This window comes from Litorisediminivivens sp. KMU-197, assembly GCF_056858395.1.
Genome location: NZ_JBXEQG010000012.1, coordinates 55,534 through 74,429 on the forward strand (window position 1 = coordinate 55,534; position 18,896 = coordinate 74,429).

Genomic DNA, 18,896 nt, shown 5'->3' on the forward strand with positions numbered 1-18,896 from the left:
ACACCCAACTTCGGCGTTGCAATCCGAACGGACCGGTTTAGTTTGACCCTTTACGATGCGGGAGGGGCCGATGACGGCGATTGTCGATATACGCGACCTGAAAAAGGTCTATGACGGCGGGTTCGAGGCGCTCAAAGGGGTTTCCCTGCAGATCGAAGAGGGCGAGATCCTCGCACTGCTGGGGCCCAACGGCGCGGGCAAGACGACGCTGATTTCGGCGGTCTGCGGGATCGTGTCGCCCTCGGGCGGCAGCGTGTCCGTGGGCGGGCATGACATCTCAAGCGAGTTCCGCGCCGCGCGATCGATGATCGGGCTGGTGCCGCAGGAAATCCACCTCGAGCCTTTCGAGACCGTTCTGAGCGTGGTCCGCTTCTCGCGCGGGCTGTTCGGCTGCAAGCGGGACGATGCGCATATCGAGAAGGTGCTGCGGCAGCTGTCGCTCTGGGACAAGCGCAATTCCAAGACCATGGAGCTGTCGGGCGGCATGAAACGGCGGGTGCTGATTGCGAAGGCGCTCAGCCACGAGCCGAAGGTGCTGTTTCTCGACGAGCCTACCGCCGGGGTCGATGTCGAACTGCGCAAGGACATGTGGAAGGTGGTCGAGGGGCTGAAGGCCTCGGGCGTCACCATTATCCTGACCACCCATTACATCGAGGAAGCCGAGGCCATCGCCGACCGCGTCGGGGTGATCGCCAAGGGCGAGTTGCTGTTGGTCGAGGACAAGACGGACCTGATGGCGCGGATGGGGCAGAAGACGCTGGAGATCGAATTGCAGGACCCGGTGTCGGACCTGCCGGAAGGGCTGGCGCCCTATGGTCTGGAAATCGTGCAGGGCGGCGGCGCGCTGCGCTATTCCTATGACCGGCAGGCGGAGCGGACAGGGATCACCAAGCTGCTTTCGGACCTTTCGGCCGCGGGCTTGCAGATGCGGGACCTGCAGACCAGCCAGTCGAGCCTTGAAGAAATTTTCGTGGGCCTCGTGGCCGACAGGGAGGCCGCGGCATGAACACCGGAGCCATGTGGGCGATCTACCGCATCGAAATGATGCGATTCTTCCGAACGCTGGCGCAGAGCTTTATATCGCCGGTAATCTCGACCTCGCTCTATTTCGTGGTCTTCGGCACCGCCATCGGCAGCCGTATCGACCAGGTCGAAGGGGTCAGCTACGGCGCCTTCATCGTGCCGGGGCTGATCATGCTGACAGTGATGACGCAGTCGCTGGCCAATGCCTCCTTCGGCATCTATTTCCCGAAATTCATCGGCACGATCTACGAACTGCTCTCGGCGCCGGTGAATTTCCTCGAGATTGTCGCCGGCTTCGTGGGTGCGGCAGCGACCAAGTCGCTGTTCATCGGGCTGGTGATCCTCGGCACCTCGGCGTTTTTCGTCGACCTCCAGATCGCGCATCCGCTGGCAATGCTGGCCTTTCTGATCCTGACCTGCGTCTCGTTTTCGCTGTTCGGGTTCATCATCGGCATATGGGCGAAGAACTTCGAACAGTTGCAGCTGATCCCGCTTCTGGTGGTGACGCCGCTGGTGTTTCTCGGCGGGGCCTTCTACTCGATCTCGATGCTGCCACCGGTGTGGCAGACAATTTCGCATTTCAATCCGGTGATGTACCTGATCTCAGGCTTCCGCTGGGCGTTTTTCGGGCTGGCCGACGTGCCGATCGGGGTCAGCCTTCTGGCGATTGCCGGGTTCACGGCGCTGTGCCTTGCCATCGTCTGGTGGATCTTTCGCACCGGGTGGCGCATCCGTTCGTGAGCGGAGCGCTGGCGCGCGCAGGTTGGTTTGCGTTCACGCCACGCAGGCGCCGGGGGATGTCATCCCCCGGACCCCCTGAGGATATTTCCGAACCGAAGAAGTTTCGGACGGCGCTTGTTTAGGACGGGGCCGGGTTCTATGTCTGCCAGCATGATGCGCAGGCTTCCCTTTTTGAAATCCGGGCCCACCGTGGCCGTGATCCGTTTGCAGGGTGCGATTGGCACCAGCGGGCGGGCATCGCTGACCGATACCGGTCTGAAACCGATCGTCGACAAGGCTTTCCGGCGAGGCAAGCCCGATGCCGTGGCGCTGGAGATCAACTCTCCGGGCGGCTCGCCGGTGCAATCCTCGCTGATCGCCGGGCGGATCCGGCGGCTGGCTACCGAGAAGGACATCCCGGTCTTCGCCTTCGTCGAGGATGTGGCGGCCTCGGGCGGATACTGGCTGGCCAGCGCCGCGGACGAGATATACGCCGATCATTCGTCGATCGTGGGGTCCATCGGCGTGATCTCGGCCAGTTTCGGGGCCAACGTCTTTCTGGCCCGTCAGGGGATCGAGCGGCGGGTGCATACCGCCGGCCAGTCGAAAAGCTTCCTCGATCCTTTCCTGCCCGAGAAGGACGAGGACGTGGCACGGCTGAACCGGATCCTGGACCAGTTGCATGTGAACTTCATTTCGCAGATCAAGGAGCGGCGCGGCGCCAAGCTGGCCGACGATCCCGACCTTTTCACCGGCGAATTCTGGGTGGGCGAGCGCGCCCAGGAGGTCGGGCTGATCGACGGCATCGGCCATCTGGATCAGGTGATGAAGGACCGTTTCGGCGACAAGGTGAAATTCCGCCGCTACGGCGCCAAGCGCTCGTTCGCGCAGCGCATGGGCCTGTCGCTGGCCGAGGACGCCGTGGGGCTGATGGAGGAACGGGCGGCCTTTGCCCGTTTCGGGCTGTGACGTGATCATCAAGATCGTCACCCTTTTCCTGATCGGCATGGGCGTGCTTGCCATGTTCGGCAAGTTGCGGATGCCGTGGATCACCCGCCTGACAGACGCCAAATGCCCGAAATGCGGCCGCTACCGGATCGGCAAGGGGCCGTGCGACTGCGGACATGACCGGGGACGGCGCTCATGACGCCATGGCTGTTGAGTGGTTTGGGGCTGGTGATCCTGTTGCTGGCCGGGGATGCGCTGGTGCGCGGCGCGGTGAACCTGGCGCTGCGCGTGGGGATCCCGGCGCTGATCGTCAGCCTGACCATCGTCGGCTTCGGCACATCGGCGCCGGAGCTGCTGATCGCCATTGCCGCCGTGAAAGAGGGCGTTCCGGGCCTGGCGCTGGGCAACGTGGTGGGGTCAAACACCGCCAATGTCCTGCTGGTGCTGGGTGTGCCGGCGCTGGTCTCGGTGCTGCACACCTCGCATATCGACACCCGGAAATCCTATGTCCAGATGCTGGTGGCCTCGGTCTTGTTCATCGGTCTCGCCTTCTACGGCACCTTCACGCGGCTGTCGGCGCTGATCCTGCTGCTGGCGCTGGGCGTCATGCTCCTGACCGCGCTGCGCGCCGCCCTGCACCATCGGCGTGAGGCCAAGGCCGCCGCCGCGGACGAGGATGTCGAGGGCGCCGATCCCGACATGCGCTGGTGGAAGATCTGCGTCTATCTTGCGCTGGGTCTTGTCGGCCTGCCGCTTGGCGCGGATCTGCTGGTCGACAATGCGACGGTGATCGCGCAGCGATACGGGGTGTCGGACACGGTGATCGGGCTGACGCTGGTGGCGGTGGGCACGTCTCTGCCGGAACTGGCCACCACCGTGGTGGCGGCGGTCCGCAGGCAGGCGGACGTGGCGCTGGGCAACGTGATTGGGTCGAACATGTTCAACCTGCTGGCCATCATCGGCATCGCCGCGCTGGTCCAGCCGATCCCGGTGGACCCGGTGATCCTGCGCTTTGACCTGTGGGTGATGCTGGGCGCGTCCGTGCTGCTGTGGCCCTTCGTCTTCAAGGGCTGGGACCTGACGCGGCGCTGGGGCATTGCGCTGACCGCCGCCTACGTGGCCTATGTAGCCATGCTGATCGTCTGACGGAGGACAACATGCGCGCATTGGTGACCGGAGCAGGCAAACGTTTGGGACGCGCCATGGCGCTTTATCTGGCAGGGCGCGGGTATGACGTCGCGGTGCATTACGCCAGTTCTGCCGAGGCAGCCGAGGATGTGGTTGCCGAAATCCGCGGGCTGGGGCGCCGGGCCGTGGCCCTGCAGGCCGATCTGCTGAACGAGCATGAGGTCCAGGCGCTTCTGCCCAAGGCTGCCGAGACGCTGGGAGGCCCGATCACGGCTCTGGTCAACAACGCCTCGATCTTCGATTACGACACCATTCACAGCGCCACCCGCGAGGGCTGGGACCGGCATATGGAAAGCAACCTGCGGGCCCCCTATGTGCTGACCCAGGCGCTGGCGGGGCAGGTGCCCAAGGCGGCGACGGATGCCAACGGCGAGCCGCGCGCGCAGGCGCTGGTGGTCAACATGATCGACCAGCGGGTGCGCAAGCTGACGCCGGAGTTCTCGACCTATACCATCGCCAAGCTGGGGCTCTGGACACTGACCCAGACCGCCGCTCAGGGATTGGCGCCGGACGTGCGGGTAAACGCAATCGGCCCCGGACCGACCCTGCGGGGGGCCCGCCAGAGCGAGGATCACTTTGCGCGGCAACGCGCCGGAACAGTGCTGGGCCGGGGTGCCAATGCCGAGGACATCACCGCCGCGCTGGGCTATCTGCTGGATGCACCGGCGGTCACCGGCCAGTTGATCTGCGTCGACGGCGGCCAGCATCTGGGCTGGCGCACCCCGGACGTGCAGGGGGTCGAGTAGGCGCTGCATACGTGTGCTACCAAGCACCTTCGGAAAGTTGTGCACCGATCACGAACCCGTTAGCACAGCGTTAGGATTTACCTTTGAATTCATAAAGTTACGAGATGTTTAAAAAACTATCTTGCAAATTCAATTGCTTACTATAGCGCCTAAAAAACAGGCAGATTAATCAAGTCGCCTGAAACTAACGGGAAATTCGCCGTGTCCGGAAGTAACCCCCAAACTTGTCCACAGGATCGGGGGATTTGTTTTATCTTGCGGAATTTGACGAGTTGGCTCTAGAAAATCGAGAATCGGCGAGATTCGCACTCTCGCAATTGCAATTTCAGCACTTGCGGCGGAGACCGTCGTCAGATCGCATTAAACATGCTTCGAACGATTGGCGGCGCTTGCGCAGATGCCGTTGCGTCAGAAAGTTACTCACCGGCCCGACAGGCCTTGAGTTTCACTAAAATCTCCATGCGCGGCCGACCGAATCCTTTGTCTGAAATGGTCGTTTCGAAGAAAATGCTCCGTGGAAACAACGCGTTGAAAATTCGTCGCGAATACCGGGGAAAGTCGGAGAAGCCACTGAAAGACAGGCCAATCTTGCCAGCCCCCGATTTTTCATCCCCGCGGTTATCCACAGCTGCGATGGGTGACTTCACGAATGCGTCCTCCAGGTGACATTGCAGCGCCAACACGGGACTCATAGATTGGCGCCATGACCGAGACCCCCCCACCGGAAACCGACGCGCCGCTGACCGGGCAGGCCTGTATCGCCGCCCATCTGAAGACGCTGGACGCTTCGCCCGGTGTCTACCGGATGCTGGATGCGAAGAACGCAGTGCTCTACGTCGGCAAGGCGCGGAACCTGCGCGCGCGGGTCTCCAGCTATGCCCGGCCGACGGGCCACAGCCCCCGTATCGCAAGGATGATCCGCGACACTGCGTCGATGATGTTCCTCACCACGCGGACCGAGACCGAGGCGCTGCTGCTTGAGCAGAACCTGATCAAGCAGCTCAAGCCGAAATACAACGTGCTGCTGCGCGACGACAAATCCTTCCCCAACATCCATGTCACCGATCACGGCTTTCCAATGATCCGCAAGCATCGCGGCGCGAAAAAGGAGAAGGGGGCCTATTACGGGCCGTTCGCCAGCGCCGGTGCGGTGAACCGAACGCTGAACCAGTTGCAGAAGGTGTTCCAGCTGCGCAACTGCTCGGACCCGATGTTCGAAAGCCGCACCCGGCCCTGCCTGCTGCACCAGATCAAGCGCTGTTCCGCGCCCTGCGTGGGCAAGGTCACGCCGGAAGCCTATGCGGAATCGGTCCGCGACGCGCAGCGCTTTCTCTCCGGCCGGTCGACCAAGGTGCAGGAGAAGCTGGCCGCCGAGATGCAGGCCGCCTCGGAAGCGATGGAGTTCGAGCGCGCCGCCAGCTTGCGCGACCGCATCCGCGCGCTGACGCAGGTGCAGACCACGCAGGGGATCAACCCGCGCACGGTGGACGAGGCCGACCTGATCGCGCTGCACCTCGAGAACGGGCAGGCCTGCGTGCAGGTGTTCTTCATCCGCGCCGGGCAGAACTGGGGCAACCGCGATTTCTATCCCCGCGTCGGCGAAGGTGTCGAGGCGGCGGAGGTCCTGCAGGCCTTCATCGGCCAGTTCTACGACACCAAGGAGCCGCCGAAGCAACTGATCCTGTCGCACGCCATCGAGGACGAGGACCTGATGGCCGAAGCCCTGGGGCAGAAGGCCGGTCGCAAGGTGACGCTGCTGGTGCCGCAGCGGGGCGAAAAGGCCGAGCTGATCGGATCGGCGGTGCGCAATGCCCGCGAGAGCCTGGGCCGCAAGATGGCCGAGACCGCGACGCAGGCGAAACTGCTGCGCGGCGTGGCCGAGGCCTTCGGGCTGGAGGCCGCGCCACAACGCATCGAGGTCTACGACAACAGCCATATCCAGGGTGCCCATGCAGTGGGGGCGATGATCGTGGCCGGCCCGGACGGCTTCATGAAAAATCACTACCGCAAGTTCAACATCAAGGGCGACGACCTGACGCCCGGCGATGATTTCGGCATGATGAAGGAGGTGCTGACCCGGCGTTTCAAGCGTCTGCTGAAGGAGGATCCGGAGCGCGACAAGGGGCTGTGGCCCGACCTGTTGCTGATCGACGGTGGCGCCGGGCAGGTCTCGGCGGTGGCCGAGATCATGCGCGAACACGGCGTCGAGGACATCCCTATGGTGGGCGTTGCCAAGGGCATCGACCGCGATCAGGGCAAGGAGGAATTCCACCGCGTCGGCACCCGTCCGATGGCGTTGCGCCGCAATGACCCGGTGCTCTATTTCATCCAGCGCCTGCGCGACGAGGCGCACCGGTTCGCCATCGGCACCCACCGGGCCAAGCGGTCCAAGGCGGTGGGGGCCACGCCGCTGGACGAGGTGCCGGGCGTGGGTGCGGCGCGCAAGCGGGCACTGCTGTCGCATTTCGGCTCGGCCAAGGCGGTGAGCCGGGCGAACCTTGCGGATCTGAAGGCTGTGGACGGGGTCTCAGCGGCGCTGGCAGAGAAGATCTATGCCTTCTTCCACGAGACGGGGTGAGGATCTTTATAATGGGCGCTTTCAGCGCGCAGGCTTGTCTGGTTGGGGGCGCTGCCCCCAAACCCCCGGAGTTTGGCGGGCAAGATGAAGATCAGGCGCGGGACGCGACCAACCTGGGAAGCTCGGCGAAGCTGCGGAAGCTGGCCGCATGGGGCAGGTCTTCGAGCGCGGACTTGCGGTAGCCTTCGGTGAACAGCAGGAAGGGGATGCCGGCGGCCTCGGCGGTTTCGGCATCGGTCTCGCTGTCGCCGACGTAAAGCGCCTGTTCGGCGCCGTCGAGCGCGGCATGCAGCATCGCCGGGTCGGGCTTGCGGGTGGGCAGGCTGTCGCCGCCGATCACCGTGTCGAAGAACAGCGCGAGGCCGGTATCCTCGAGGCATTTCAGCGTCGCGGCATGTGGCTTGTTGGTGCAGAGCGTCAGGGTATGACCCTGGTCCTTCAGCACGCCCAGCGCGACGCGGACGCCGGGATAGAGCGCCTCGGGCGGGGTGTCGACGGTGACGTAGTGGGTCATGATCCGGGCGTGGAGATCGTCGAAGTCGCTTTCCGGCAAGCCCTTTTCCGACATCACCTGGCGCACCAGCGCAGGCAGGCCGCGCCCGACGAAGCCCTGCACCGTGGGCAGCGGCAGCGGCGCCATCCTGCGCTCAGCCAGTGCCGCGTTCACCGCGTCGGCGATCTGCGGGACCGAGTGCAGCAGTGTGCCGTCGAGGTCGAAGGCGATGGTCAGGCTCATGTCAGGCTCTCGCGGATCGCGCGCATGTTCTGGCCGTAGACCTCCGGCTTGTCGACCGACCCGCCGCGGAACACCGCCGAGCCCGCGACCAGCACGTCGGCCCCGGCATCGACGACCATCGGTGCGGTGGTGGGATCGACGCCGCCGTCGATCTGGATGTGGACCTCGCGGTCGCCGATCATTTCGCGCAGGGTGCGGACCTTGTCGGTCATGTCGATGAACTTCTGCCCGCCGAAGCCGGGGTTGACGGTCATCACGCAGACCATGTCGGCGAGATCCAGCACCTCGCGCACCGCGTCCGCCGGGGTGCCGGGGTTGAGCGCGACGCCAGCCTGCATGCCGGCGCCCTTGATCGCCTGCAGGGTGCGGTGGATATGCGGGCCGGCCTCGACATGAGCGGTCAGCATGTCGGCGCCGGCCTCGGCATAGGCGTCGATGTAGGCATCGACCGGCGAGATCATCAGGTGCACGTCCATGAAGGTCTTCACATGCGGCCGGAAGGCTTTGACTGCTGGCGGGCCGAAGGTCAGGTTGGGCACGAAATGCCCGTCCATCACGTCGACATGCACCCAGTCGGCGCCCTGATCCTCGATGGCGCGGATCTCGGCGCCAAAATTGGCGAAATCGGCGGAGAGGATCGAGGGCGCGATCTTCACGGAACGGTCGAACGGCATGGGCATCTCCTTGCGCGGCTCTGGGCAATTTGTCCGCCTCATAAGCCGGGGGCGGCGCGAGGTCCAGTGAACTGTAGGCCGGGCTTCAGCCCGGCATCCCCTTCGACCAGCAGGGCATCGGGTCGCCCGGCGCGGGACGGGCCTCATAAACCGCGCGGGCGATGGCGCGGCTGAGGCAGAGCGCGGCGGCATGGCCGATCTCGGCCAGCTGAAGGTCGGTCTGCAGGGCGACGGCGCCGGTGGTGCAGGCAAAGACAAGATCGCCGTCCATCGGCGTGTGAGCGGGAACGACGGCGCGGGCGATGCCGTCATGCGCGGCAGTGGCCATGCGCTGCGCCTGCGCCTTGGTGAGCAGCGCATCGGTGGCAACGATGGCGATGGTGGTGTTCTGACCCGCAATCATCGCCGATTTGCGGCTACCATGCAGGTCGGTGAGGGTCGGCGCGGGGTCGGGGCCATGGCCTCCGAACTCGGCATTTACCTCGAATGGCGCGGCCCAGAAGTAACGCTCTCCGGCCGTGGTGACATGGCCCACAGGGTTGGCAGCGACAAGCGCGCCGACGGTGACCCCTCCCGGCAGCACAAGGCTGGCGGAGCCCAGCCCGCCCTTGAGCATCGCGGTGGTGGCGCCGGTGCCGGCGCCTTCAGAGCCCAGGGCGAAATCCTCTCCGGCGTCGGCGAGTGCCCTGCGGCCCAGTGCGGGATAGGGGTTCGCCGTCCAGTCCTTGTCGCCACCGTTGACCAGATCGAACAGGATCGCCGCCGGCACCAGCGGCACCCGGGCCGGTCCGACGGCGAAGCCACGGCCCTGCTCCGCAAGCGCCTCCATCACGCCCTGCGCCGCCGCCAGCCCGAAGGCGGACCCGCCCGAAAGCACCAGCGCGTCCACCGCGGGGGCGGTCTTGTCGGGGGCTAGCAGATCGGTCTCGCGGGTGCCGGGCGCGCCGCCCATGACCGCACAGGAGGCCACGAAGGGGGTGTCTGCCGTCAGCACCGTGCAGCCGGATTTCAGGGCATCGTCCCGGGCATTGCCGACGCGCAGTCCTGCGACGTCGGTGATCAGGTTGCGGGGGCCGGGGGTCATGGACGCCGCGTCGGTCGGGCCGGTTGCCTCATATGCAGCGCCCTCCGTCGACTTCCATGCAGACGCCTGTGACCATGCCGGCCTCGTCCGAGCAGAGGTAGCAGGCGGCGCCCGCGATATCTTCGGGGGTCGAGAACCGGCCCAGCGGAATGGTCGCGAGGAACTTCGCCCGCATCTCGGGCGTGTCCTCGCCCATGAACGACGCCAAAAGCGGCGTATCCCCGGCAACCGGGTTGATGGCGTTGACGCGAATGCCCTCGGGGGCCAGTTCCACCGCCATCGCCTTGGTCGCGGTGTTCATCCAGCCCTTGGAGGCATTGTACCAGTTCAGTCGCGGGCGCGGCGACACCCCGGCCGTCGAGGCGATGTTGAGGATGCAGCCCGCCCCCTTCGCCTTCATCAGCGGCACCACCGCGCGGGCGCCAAGGTAGACCGACTTGCAGTTGACCGCGAAGACCCGGTCGAAATCGGCCTCGGTGACCTCCTCCATCGCCGCCGGCAAGTGGGTAACGCCGGCGTTGTTCACAAGGATGTCGACGCCGCCCATCAGCTCGACCGCCTTGTCGATCATGTGCTGCACGCTCGCGCCGTCCGCGACGTCGACCCGTTGGCCGAGACCGCCGTATTCGCCGGCCACCCGCCGCGCCGCGTCCTCGTTGATGTCGGCCAGCATAACCTGCGCGCCTTCGGTGATGAACTTTCGCGCGATCCCCGCGCCAAAGCCGGACCCCGCGCCGGTCACGATGGCGGTCTTGCCCTCAAGTCTCATGTCTTGCCTCCGTCAATAGGTCGCCCGGCCTCCGGACTGGTCGAAACAGGCACCGGTGGTGAAGGATGCTTCGTCCGAGGCCAGCCAGCAGATCATGGCCGCGATCTCGTCCACGGTGCCGAAGCGGCCCATCGGGATCTTCGATTTCATATAGGCGATGTGTTCGGGCGTCATCTGCTCGAAGATCGGGCTTTCGACCGCCGCCGGGGCGATGCAGTTGACCGTCACCGCAGTATCGGCCAGTTCCTTGCCCAGCGATTTGGTCAGCCCGATCACCGCCGCCTTGGATGCCGAGTAGGCCGAGGCATTGGGGTTGCCCTCCTTGCCTGCGACGGAGGCGATATTGACGATCCGGCCATGACCCGCCTGCCGCATCAGCGGCGCGGCTTCCCGGTTGCAGTGAAACAGCCCGTGCACGTTCAGTTCGAAGACCCGTTGCCAGTCCTCGACCGGGTACTCCCAGACCGGCAGGTTGGGCCCTGTTATCCCCGCCGAGCAGACCAGAACATCCAGCCCGCCCATGTCATCGCGGGCGGCCTGCATCGCGGTCGAGACAGCCTCGGCGCGGGTGACGTCGACCTGGCGGGCGCGAATGCCCTCTGCCGGCGCAGCCGCGTTCAGGTCCCACACGGTGACCGTCGCGCCCTCTGCCGCCAGCCGCCGCGCGGCCGCTGCACCGATGCCCGAGGCGCCCCCGGTGACCACCGCCTTGCGCCCATTGAACCGTTCCGTGAAGATGTCACCCATGATATGCCGCCACCGTTTTGAGCGTTGAAAACCCGTACAGCGCCTCGAAGCCCTTTTCGCGACCGTGGCCGGACTTGCCGACACCGCCGAACGGCAGCTCGACCCCACCGCCCGCGCCATAGTTGTTGATATAGACCTGCCCCGAATGCAGCGCCTTCGCCAGCCGCATCTGCCGCGCGCCGTCGCGGGTCCAGACACCTGCCACGAGGCCATAGTCGGTGCCGTTGGCGATGCGGACGGCCTCGTCTTCGCTGTCGAAGGGGATGATGGCCTGCACAGGGCCGAAGATCTCCTGCCGCGCCAGCGGGTGATCGGGCGGCACCGCATCGAACAGGGTCGGCGGCGCATAGCACCCCGGACCGTCGGGCGTATCGGCCTGCGCCGCGATGGTCAGGTCGCCGGCCCGATCCAAAAAGCCCCGCACGATCCCCTGCTGGCGGGCCGAGATCATCGGCCCCACGTCCAGATCGGCCATGGCCCGGCCGACCCGTAACGCCGCATAGCGCTCGGCCATGCGGTCGCGCACCTCGGCATGGACCTCTCGTGCCACCAGCACCCGGGACGAGGCCGAACAGGTCTGCCCGGCGTTCTGTATCCCGGCGTTGATCAGGAACGGCAGCGCCGCGTCCAGATCGGCGTCCGCAAACACCACCTGCGGCGACTTGCCGCCAAGCTCAAGCGTCACCGGCACCACGTTCGCGGCCGCCGCCGCCTGCACCGCGCTGCCGGTCGCCACCGATCCGGTGAAGCTGACATGCCGCACGCCGGGGTGGCCGGCCAGCGCCGCCCCGGCCTCGGCCCCAAGCCCTGGCACCACGTTCAGGGCACCGGCCGGCAGTCCCGCCTCTTGGGCCAGATGGGCAAAGGCCAGCGCGGTCAGGCAGGCCTCTTCCGCCGGTTTCAGCACGCAGGCATTGCCCATCGCCAAGGCCGCGCCGACCGACCGGCCGATGATCTGCATCGGGTAGTTCCACGGGATGATATGCCCGGTCACGCCATGCGGCTCGCGCAGGGTATAGACCGTGTAGCCGTCGAGATAGGGGATCGTCTGACCGTGCACCTTGTCCGCCGCGCCGCCGTAGAATTCGCAATACCGCGCCAGCGCCACCGCGTCGTTGCGCGCCTGCGTCAGCGGCTTGCCGACGTCATGCGCCTCCAGCTCGGCCAGCCAGTCCAGCCGCTCGCGCACCAGAACCCCGATCCGCGTCAGGATACGCCCGCGGTCCGCCGCTGGCATCCGGCCCCAGTCGCCCTGCAACGCATCCTGCGCCGCGGTGACCGCGGCGTCGATGTTGTCCGCACCGCCGCGCGCAATCCGCGCCAGTTCCGTGCCCTCCGACGGATCAAGCAGGGCCAGCGTCTCGCCCCCGGACGCGGCCTGCCACTGCCCGCCGATCAGCATCAGCGACGGATCGAACCGCATGTCGGGTCCCGCCATCTCATCCTCCCTTTTGGTATACCATCCGCCAGCCTCGCCGCGACTGCAAGCGCGGAATAACCTTGCGTGACAGTCTTCGCCTCGGACGGGATCTTGCGCGGAGGGCGTCAAGACATCTGGATTCCCCGGCAACGCGCTGCTACATCGAGGCGACTTTCAGCAACCGGAGGCCCGCCAGATGAGCGCGACCGCCCGCCAAAAAGCCCCCATGCCCGACGAGATCCGCGCGATGAAGGGGGGCACCCCCATCGTTTCGCTGACCGCCTATACCACGCCGATGGCGCGCATGGTGGATGCGCATTGCGATTTCGTGCTGGTGGGCGACAGCCTTGCCATGGTGCAGCACGGGCTCGAATCGACGCTGGGCGCGACCATGGAAATGATGATCCTGCACGGCAAGGCCGTGGCGCGCGGCCTGTCCACCGCGATGATGGTGATCGACATGCCCTTCGGCAGCTACGAGGAAAGCCCCCAGCAGGCCTTCCGCAACGCTGCCCGCCTGATGGCCGAGACCGGCGCCGGCGCCGTCAAGCTCGAAGGCGGCGAGAGCATGGCCGAAACCATCGCGTTTCTCGTCAGGCGCGGCATCCCGGTGATGGCCCACATCGGCCTGACGCCCCAGTCGATCAACACGCTGGGCGGCTACAAGGTGCAGGGCAGGGGCGCGGCGGCGAAACAGATGACCGCCGACGCCATTGCCGTCGCCGATGCCGGCGCCTTTGCGGTGGTGCTCGAGAAGGTCACCGAGACGCTGGCCGATGCGATCACCCTCAAGATCCAGATCCCGACCATCGGTATCGGCGCTTCCGCCGGGTGCGATGGGCAGGTGCTGGTAGTCGACGACATGCTGGGGCTGTTCACCGAATTCAAGCCGAAGTTCGTCAAACGCTACGCGACGCTGGGCGAACAGGCCGAAGCCGCCATCGCAGACTATGCCGCCGAGGTCCGGGACCGCAGCTTCCCGGGGCCGGAGCATGTCTTCGCGGATGAAGCGCCCAAGGGATCGCCGGAGAAAAAGGCGTGAGCGTCCCCATCATCCGCGACCTTGCCGGTCTGCGCGACCTGACCCGCCAGTGGCACCGGGCAGAGGAGACCATCGGCGTCGTCCCCACCATGGGCGCCCTGCACGACGGCCACCTGAGCCTCGTGGCTGCGGCCAAGAAGCGGGCCGACCGGGTGATCGTGACGATCTTCGTGAACCCCAAGCAGTTCAACAATCCCGAGGACCTGAAGAACTACCCCCGCACCGAGGACGACGACGCCCGCAAGCTGGAGCGCTACGAGGTCGATGCCATCTGGGCCCCGGACGGCGACACCATGTACCCGCCCGGTTTCGCCACCGGCGTCTCGGTCGCGGGCCTGACGGATTGCCTCTGCGGGGCCCACCGTCCCGGTCACTTCGACGGTGTCGCCACCGTTGTCACCAAGCTCTTCACCCAGACCGCCGCCGATCTGGCCTTCTTCGGCGAAAAGGACTTCCAGCAGTTGCAGGTGGTCCGCCGCCTGTCGCGCGATCTCGACCTAGGGGTCGAGGTCGTGGGCTGCCCCACGATCCGCGAGATCGACGGTCTCGCCATGTCCTCGCGCAACCTTCTGCTGTCGGACCGCGCCCGCGTCAAGGCGCCCCGCCTGCACGAGGTCATGGAGGACATCGCGGCAGGCCTCGCCGACGGCAAGCCGATGTCCGAGCTGGTCCCTCCGGCACTCAAGGCCCTCGACAACGCCGATTTCCTCAAGGTCGACTACCTCGAACTGCGCAGCTGCGACACCCTGGCCCTGCTGGAAACCCCGACCGAGCCCGCCCGTCTGTTCGCCGCCGCGCATCTGGCCGGGGTCCGGCTGATCGACAATATCGACGTACCGGCGACGGGGTAGCGCAAGAACTTTCTTGCCTCCGGCGGGAGTTTACTTGGCAAGATGAAGACGGAGCCTGCTCTTCATCTTGCCCTTAAACTACGGGGGGCAAGGGGGCAGCGCCCCCATCTGCGCTACCTATGCCGCAGGCACAACGCCGCAAGGGACAGTGCCATCACCTGCGCCGCCTCCACCATGTCGTCGATGCCCACCCATTCATCGGGCTTGTGCGCCAGTTCCAGCACCCCCGGCCCGTAGGCGATGCAGTTCTTCAGCCGCCCGATCCGGTCGATATGCTTCTGGTCATAGGTCCCAGGCGAGGCCACGTATTCCGGCGCGCGGCCCATCACCTCTTCGATCGCTTGCGCCACGGTCGCCACCACCGGCGCCTCCCGCGCGGTCATCGACGGCGCCACATGGTTCAGCTCTTCCAGCCGGTATTCGAACTTTGCGCGCGTCTCCTTCAACTCCTCCAGCAGCGCGCGCACTTCGCCGGACACCTCCTCGTGGGTCTCTTCCGCAAGGTAGCGCCGGTCGATCACCATCCGGCAGCTGTCCGGCACGCAATAGGCCGGCAGGCCGGTGTAGTCGCTGGCCTGCTCCGGCTCGCCGCCGTGGATCGAGTTGATGTTCATGGTCGAGGACCGCGCTCCCTCCGGCACCACCGGCATGTCGGTCCGCCGGGCGGCCATCGCCGGGTAGAGCTTCGCCTCGAAGGTGTCGATCACCGCCGCCATGTGCCGGACGGCACAATCGCCGAGGAACGGCATCGCCCCGTGCGCGATCTCGCCCAGGGTCTCGATTTCCGCCCACCAGGCGCCGCGATGCCCAAGGCAGATGCGGTCCTTGTTCAGCGGTTCCGGGATGATCACGTGTTGCACCCGCTCCGGCGTGAACAGCCCCTGTTCCGCCAGATAGGCCACGCCGCCGTAACCGCCCGATTCCTCGTCCGCCGTGGCGCTGATCTCCACCGCGCCGGCGAAGTCGGGGCAGAGGTCCACGAACACCTCCGCCGCGATCACCGAAGCCGCCAGCCCGCCCTTCATGTCGCAGGCGCCGCGACCATAGACCCGGCCGTCCTTCACCTCGCCGCCGAAGGGATCCATGGTCCAGCCCTTGCCGACCTCGACCACGTCGGTGTGCGAATTGAAATGCACGCAGTCCCCGGTCGCGGTGCCGTCCTTCCGGGCCAGCAGGTTCCACCGCGGATATCGGTCGCTGTCGCCGCGGGCGCCCTCGGCCCGGATCATCCGCACGTCAAACCCGCGCCGGTCCAGCCGCGCGCCCAGGTAATCGCAGATTTCACGGTAATGCGCCCCCGGCGGGTTCAGCGTCGGGAACCGGATCAGTTCCTGCGTAAGGGCCACCAGGTCGTCGCGCCGCGCGGCGATTTCCTGTCTCAGACGGTCGTTGATGTCCATGCCGGCAGTCTTGCCCCTGACACCGGCCGACGCAAGGCCGCCCGCCGCAGGATGCTCAACTTTTGCCCGTCGTGGCTCAGGGCAAGCGGATGCGCGGCGCCTCGCCCAGGGGCAGGGGTCCGAGAAACATCGCCCCCTTCTCAAGCCGCAGGGTCACGTCCAGCGACACGGCATCGCCCGACATCTGCGAGATCAAGGCCAGCGCCGTCTCGACCCCGTCCATCACCGCGTCCGCGACATGCCCCGAGGCCTTCGCCACCGCCAGCATCTCGCGCCAGTCCTCGGCCTGCAGGTGCACCTCGCCGGTGCCGCGCCCCTGTGCGTCCACGTCCAGGTCACCGGTCAGGCGCAGCGCCATCGGGCCCCATTCCAGCTCTGCCGTGTCCACCGTGATCCGCTGCGGCGCAGGTCGCCGCGCGGGTCCTGCCAGAACATAGGGCGCATCCAGGGTGACCCGGGCGCGCAGCCGTGCCGTCCGGAAGGTTCCGGGCAGGGCCCCCGCCGTGGCCTGCACCACCCTGGCTGGCAGCGCTAACCCGCCCGCCGCCACCGCCACGTCATAGGCCGCTTGATCGACCCGCCCGAGGCTGGCCCGCAACTGCGCCAGCGCCGTCGTCCCGCGTGGCCCCGTCATGTTGAGCACGTCAGCCACCAGGTTGGCGCGCTCAAGCACATGCTCCGCGCCGTCGGTCACAAGGCTGGCCTGCATCCTGTCGCTGGTCACGTCGACCGCGCCGTCCGGTGTCAGGATCACCTGCCGCTCGGGCCAGGCGGCGATGGCGTGGTGCCAGTCGTAGCTCAGCAGGAAAAGCTGAAAGAACGGCGCCTGCCAGCCCCAGCCGCTGTCGGGATCGCGCAGTTCCAGCCCGGTCCACGTGGTGTCGTGCCGGTTCGGAAAACCGCGCACCCTGACCGCGTCGTAGGAGGCGTCCCAGCCCTCGGTCCGAGCATCTGCGAACCATCCCTCATAGGCCGAGAGCAGCGCGCGCTGGCCCCAGAACCAGTAGCCCGACCAGCCCAGCGCCGCGACGATGATCACAATGGCAAGACGTTTCATCATTAGGCACACTCCACGGGCTTTCCCCCAGTTGCCCGATGCTTTACATCCCGGGCGTCGGAAGGAAAAGCATCATGGCGCTCTGGGTCTTCGGTTACGGGTCTCTTCTCTGGAACCCCGGTTTCAAGGTCGCCGAAACGCGGCTGGCCTCGCTCGAGCATTACCACCGCAGCTTCTGCATGCACTCGATCCATCACCGCGGCACCGAAGAGGCGCCGGGCCTCGTGCTGGCGCTCGATGAAGCCCCCGGGGCAGTCTGCGACGGGGTGGCGCTCCGGGCCGAGCCGGGCACCGAGGAAGAGACGTTGACCTACCTGCGCGAACGCGAACTGGTGTCATCGGCCTATGTCGAACGCCACGTCATGCTGGGGCTCGAGGATGGCCGCACCGTCGAGGCGCTGGCCTATGTCATCAACCGCGATCACTGGCAATATTGTTGCGATATCCCGCTCGAGGATCAGGCGAAGATCATCGCCAGCGCCGTCGGCGGACGCGGTCCCAACACCGAGTACCTGTGGAACACCGCCCGGCATCTTGCCGAACTCGGTATCGAGGATGCAGATTTGCAATGGCTGGCCGACCGGGTTCGTGACATGTGCCGATAACGCCTTGGCTTGACTGACCAACCTGCCTAGAGTCCTCCCGCAATTAACGATGTCAGGAAACGTCCATGATGGACACGCCGGACCGCGAGGCCGAGCCAAAATTCTCCCAACCCGTGCGGCAGGTGCTCTTCATGATCACCGTGCTCGGGCTTGTCGTGGCCGGGCTGTTCCTCGCCCTGCCACGGGTCTGGCCGGTGTTCCTGACCAACCCCTATCTCAACGGGTTCATCCTCGTGGTCTTCGTGATCGGCGTTGTGGCGACCTTCTGGCAGGTGCTGGCGCTGATCGGATCGGTCCGCTGGATTGAAAACTTCGTCGCGGACCGCGATGCCGGCCACACCGCCCCCCGCATCCTTGCGCCGCTCGCCACCCTGATGCGGGCCCGCGGCAAGCGGATGCAGATATCGGCCACCTCGTCACGCTCGATCCTCGATTCGGTGGTGCAGCGCATCGACGAGGCGCGCGAGATCACCCGCTACATCGTCTCGCTGCTGATCTTCCTCGGGCTTCTGGGCACCTTCTACGGCCTCGCCACCACCGTGCCGGCCCTGGTTGAGACCATTCGCTCGCTGACGCCGCGTCCCGGCGAAACCGGTGTGCAGGTGTTCGAACGCCTGCAGGTCGGCCTGCAAAGCCAGCTGGGCGGCATGGGCACCGCCTTTGCGTCGTCGCTTCTCGGGCTTGCGGGATCGCTGGTGGTGGGACTGCTCGAACTGTTCGCCGGTCACGGCCAGAACCGCTTCTACCGCGAGCTCGAGGAATGGCTGTCGTCGATCACCCGCCTCGGATATGCCGGCACGGGCGACGGCGAAGGCTCGGCCGACCAGCAGCTTCTGGTGGCGGTGGTCGACCACATGTCCGAGCAGATGGAAGGCCTGCAGGCGATGTTCGCCCAATCCGACGAAAGCCGCGCCGAGGTCGATGACAAGCTGTCGACGCTGGCCGATTCCGTCGAGCGCATGACCGAACAACTAGAGCGCCAGTCCGCGCCCACCGCCGCGCTGACCCGCCTTGCCGAAGGGCAGGAGCGCCTGATCGACGCGCTTGAAAACCGCAAGCCCGAGGGCGACGGCAGCATCGACGCCGAAAGCCGTATGCGCTTGCGCTCGATCGACGTGCAGATGCTGCGCATCCTCGAAGAGATGTCCGCCGGTCGACAGGAAAGCATGGCAGAGCTGCGCACCGACATTTCCGCGCTCACCCGTGCGCTCAACACCGCCGTACGGCAGATCACCACCAATTCCGCCACGCGTCCGGCGCGCAATATCCGGCGGCCCCGCATGGAAAGCCCTGAACAGGAAGGTTAAC

At 66.2% G+C, this 18,896-nt stretch carries 20 protein-coding genes; 11 read left to right on the forward strand and 9 right to left on the reverse strand.

What is annotated here, in order from left to right; all coding sequences use genetic code 11:
* Nucleotides 1-70 precede the first annotated feature (70 nt).
* The 6 genes from AC04PT_RS18040 (at nucleotide 71) to AC04PT_RS18065 (ending at nucleotide 4,625) form a co-directional block, all read left to right on the forward strand.
* Nucleotides 71-1,006: an ABC transporter ATP-binding protein gene (locus AC04PT_RS18040; protein WP_482875174.1), complete on the forward strand. Its 936-nt coding sequence runs from the start codon at nucleotides 71-73 to the stop codon at nucleotides 1,004-1,006.
* Nucleotides 1,003-1,764: an ABC transporter permease gene (locus AC04PT_RS18045; protein WP_482875175.1), complete on the forward strand. Its 762-nt coding sequence runs from the start codon at nucleotides 1,003-1,005 to the stop codon at nucleotides 1,762-1,764. The genes AC04PT_RS18040 and AC04PT_RS18045 overlap by 4 nt, the downstream gene beginning before the upstream one ends.
* Nucleotides 1,765-1,914: 150 nt before the next feature.
* Nucleotides 1,915-2,712: a S49 family peptidase gene (locus AC04PT_RS18050; RefSeq protein WP_482875176.1), complete on the forward strand. Its 798-nt coding sequence runs from the start codon at nucleotides 1,915-1,917 to the stop codon at nucleotides 2,710-2,712.
* Nucleotide 2,713: 1 nt separating this feature from the next.
* Nucleotides 2,714-2,890, forward strand: coding sequence for a hypothetical protein (locus tag AC04PT_RS18055; RefSeq protein WP_482875177.1), 177 nt, complete (start codon nucleotides 2,714-2,716; stop codon nucleotides 2,888-2,890).
* A complete protein-coding gene (locus AC04PT_RS18060; RefSeq protein ID WP_482875178.1) occupies nucleotides 2,887-3,837 on the forward strand; it encodes a calcium/sodium antiporter in 951 nt (316 codons plus the stop codon). The genes AC04PT_RS18055 and AC04PT_RS18060 overlap by 4 nt, the downstream gene beginning before the upstream one ends.
* An 11-nt stretch (nucleotides 3,838-3,848) precedes the next feature.
* Nucleotides 3,849-4,625 (forward strand): SDR family oxidoreductase, encoded by a 777-nt coding sequence (locus tag AC04PT_RS18065; RefSeq protein ID WP_482875179.1) that lies wholly within the window; start codon nucleotides 3,849-3,851, stop codon nucleotides 4,623-4,625.
* A gap of 416 nt (nucleotides 4,626-5,041) precedes the next feature.
* Here AC04PT_RS18065 and AC04PT_RS18070 read toward each other — a convergent pair whose 3' ends face one another.
* Nucleotides 5,042-5,272: a hypothetical protein gene (locus AC04PT_RS18070; RefSeq protein WP_482875180.1), complete on the reverse strand. Its 231-nt coding sequence runs from the start codon at nucleotides 5,270-5,272 to the stop codon at nucleotides 5,042-5,044.
* Nucleotides 5,273-5,328: 56 nt separating this feature from the next.
* Between AC04PT_RS18070 and uvrC the strand changes: the two genes are divergently transcribed.
* Nucleotides 5,329-7,203, forward strand: a complete 1,875-nt coding sequence (gene uvrC / locus AC04PT_RS18075) for an excinuclease ABC subunit UvrC (protein ID WP_482875181.1) — start codon at nucleotides 5,329-5,331, stop codon at nucleotides 7,201-7,203.
* A 91-nt stretch (nucleotides 7,204-7,294) separates the two neighbouring features.
* Here uvrC and gph read toward each other — a convergent pair whose 3' ends face one another.
* The 6 genes from gph to AC04PT_RS18105 all read right to left on the reverse strand — a co-directional run bounded on the left by gph (nucleotide 7,295) and on the right by AC04PT_RS18105 (nucleotide 12,651).
* Complete coding sequence (gene gph / locus AC04PT_RS18080) at nucleotides 7,295-7,939, reverse strand: phosphoglycolate phosphatase (protein WP_482875182.1); 645 nt, start codon at nucleotides 7,937-7,939, stop codon at nucleotides 7,295-7,297.
* Nucleotides 7,936-8,613 (reverse strand): ribulose-phosphate 3-epimerase, encoded by a 678-nt coding sequence (gene rpe / locus AC04PT_RS18085; protein WP_482875183.1) that lies wholly within the window; start codon nucleotides 8,611-8,613, stop codon nucleotides 7,936-7,938. The genes gph and rpe overlap by 4 nt, the downstream gene beginning before the upstream one ends.
* 85 nt (nucleotides 8,614-8,698) lie before the next feature.
* Nucleotides 8,699-9,697 (reverse strand): P1 family peptidase, encoded by a 999-nt coding sequence (locus AC04PT_RS18090; RefSeq protein ID WP_482875184.1) that lies wholly within the window; start codon nucleotides 9,695-9,697, stop codon nucleotides 8,699-8,701.
* 28 nt (nucleotides 9,698-9,725) lie between these two features.
* Nucleotides 9,726-10,466, reverse strand: a complete 741-nt coding sequence (locus AC04PT_RS18095) for an SDR family oxidoreductase (protein WP_482875185.1) — start codon at nucleotides 10,464-10,466, stop codon at nucleotides 9,726-9,728.
* A gap of 12 nt (nucleotides 10,467-10,478) precedes the next feature.
* Nucleotides 10,479-11,213 (reverse strand): SDR family NAD(P)-dependent oxidoreductase, encoded by a 735-nt coding sequence (locus tag AC04PT_RS18100; RefSeq protein ID WP_482875186.1) that lies wholly within the window; start codon nucleotides 11,211-11,213, stop codon nucleotides 10,479-10,481.
* Complete coding sequence (locus tag AC04PT_RS18105; protein ID WP_482875187.1) at nucleotides 11,206-12,651, reverse strand: aldehyde dehydrogenase family protein; 1,446 nt, start codon at nucleotides 12,649-12,651, stop codon at nucleotides 11,206-11,208. The genes AC04PT_RS18100 and AC04PT_RS18105 overlap by 8 nt, the downstream gene beginning before the upstream one ends.
* Before the next feature lie 178 nt (nucleotides 12,652-12,829).
* Between AC04PT_RS18105 and panB the strand changes: the two genes are divergently transcribed.
* Nucleotides 12,830-13,675 (forward strand): 3-methyl-2-oxobutanoate hydroxymethyltransferase, encoded by an 846-nt coding sequence (gene panB, locus AC04PT_RS18110; protein ID WP_482875188.1) that lies wholly within the window; start codon nucleotides 12,830-12,832, stop codon nucleotides 13,673-13,675.
* Complete coding sequence (gene panC / locus AC04PT_RS18115; protein WP_482875189.1) at nucleotides 13,672-14,526, forward strand: pantoate--beta-alanine ligase; 855 nt, start codon at nucleotides 13,672-13,674, stop codon at nucleotides 14,524-14,526. The genes panB and panC overlap by 4 nt, the downstream gene beginning before the upstream one ends.
* 113 nt (nucleotides 14,527-14,639) lie before the next feature.
* Here the strand turns inward: panC and AC04PT_RS18120 are convergent, their stop codons facing one another.
* The gene (locus AC04PT_RS18120) at nucleotides 14,640-15,926 is read right to left on the reverse strand and encodes an acetylornithine deacetylase/succinyl-diaminopimelate desuccinylase family protein (protein ID WP_482875190.1); all 1,287 of its coding nucleotides are present in this window, start codon (nucleotides 15,924-15,926) and stop codon (nucleotides 14,640-14,642) included.
* A gap of 76 nt (nucleotides 15,927-16,002) precedes the next feature.
* On the reverse strand, nucleotides 16,003-16,986 hold the full coding sequence (locus AC04PT_RS18125; RefSeq protein WP_482875191.1) for a DUF2125 domain-containing protein: 984 nt from the start codon (nucleotides 16,984-16,986) through the stop codon (nucleotides 16,003-16,005).
* Between the two features lie 71 nt (nucleotides 16,987-17,057).
* Between AC04PT_RS18125 and AC04PT_RS18130 the strand changes: the two genes are divergently transcribed.
* Together AC04PT_RS18130 and AC04PT_RS18135 are read left to right on the forward strand one after the other, a co-directional pair.
* Complete coding sequence (locus AC04PT_RS18130; protein WP_482875192.1) at nucleotides 17,058-17,588, forward strand: gamma-glutamylcyclotransferase; 531 nt, start codon at nucleotides 17,058-17,060, stop codon at nucleotides 17,586-17,588.
* 68 nt (nucleotides 17,589-17,656) lie between these two features.
* A complete protein-coding gene (locus AC04PT_RS18135; protein WP_482875214.1) occupies nucleotides 17,657-18,895 on the forward strand; it encodes a biopolymer transporter ExbB in 1,239 nt (412 codons plus the stop codon).
* Nucleotide 18,896: the final 1 nt, after the last annotated feature.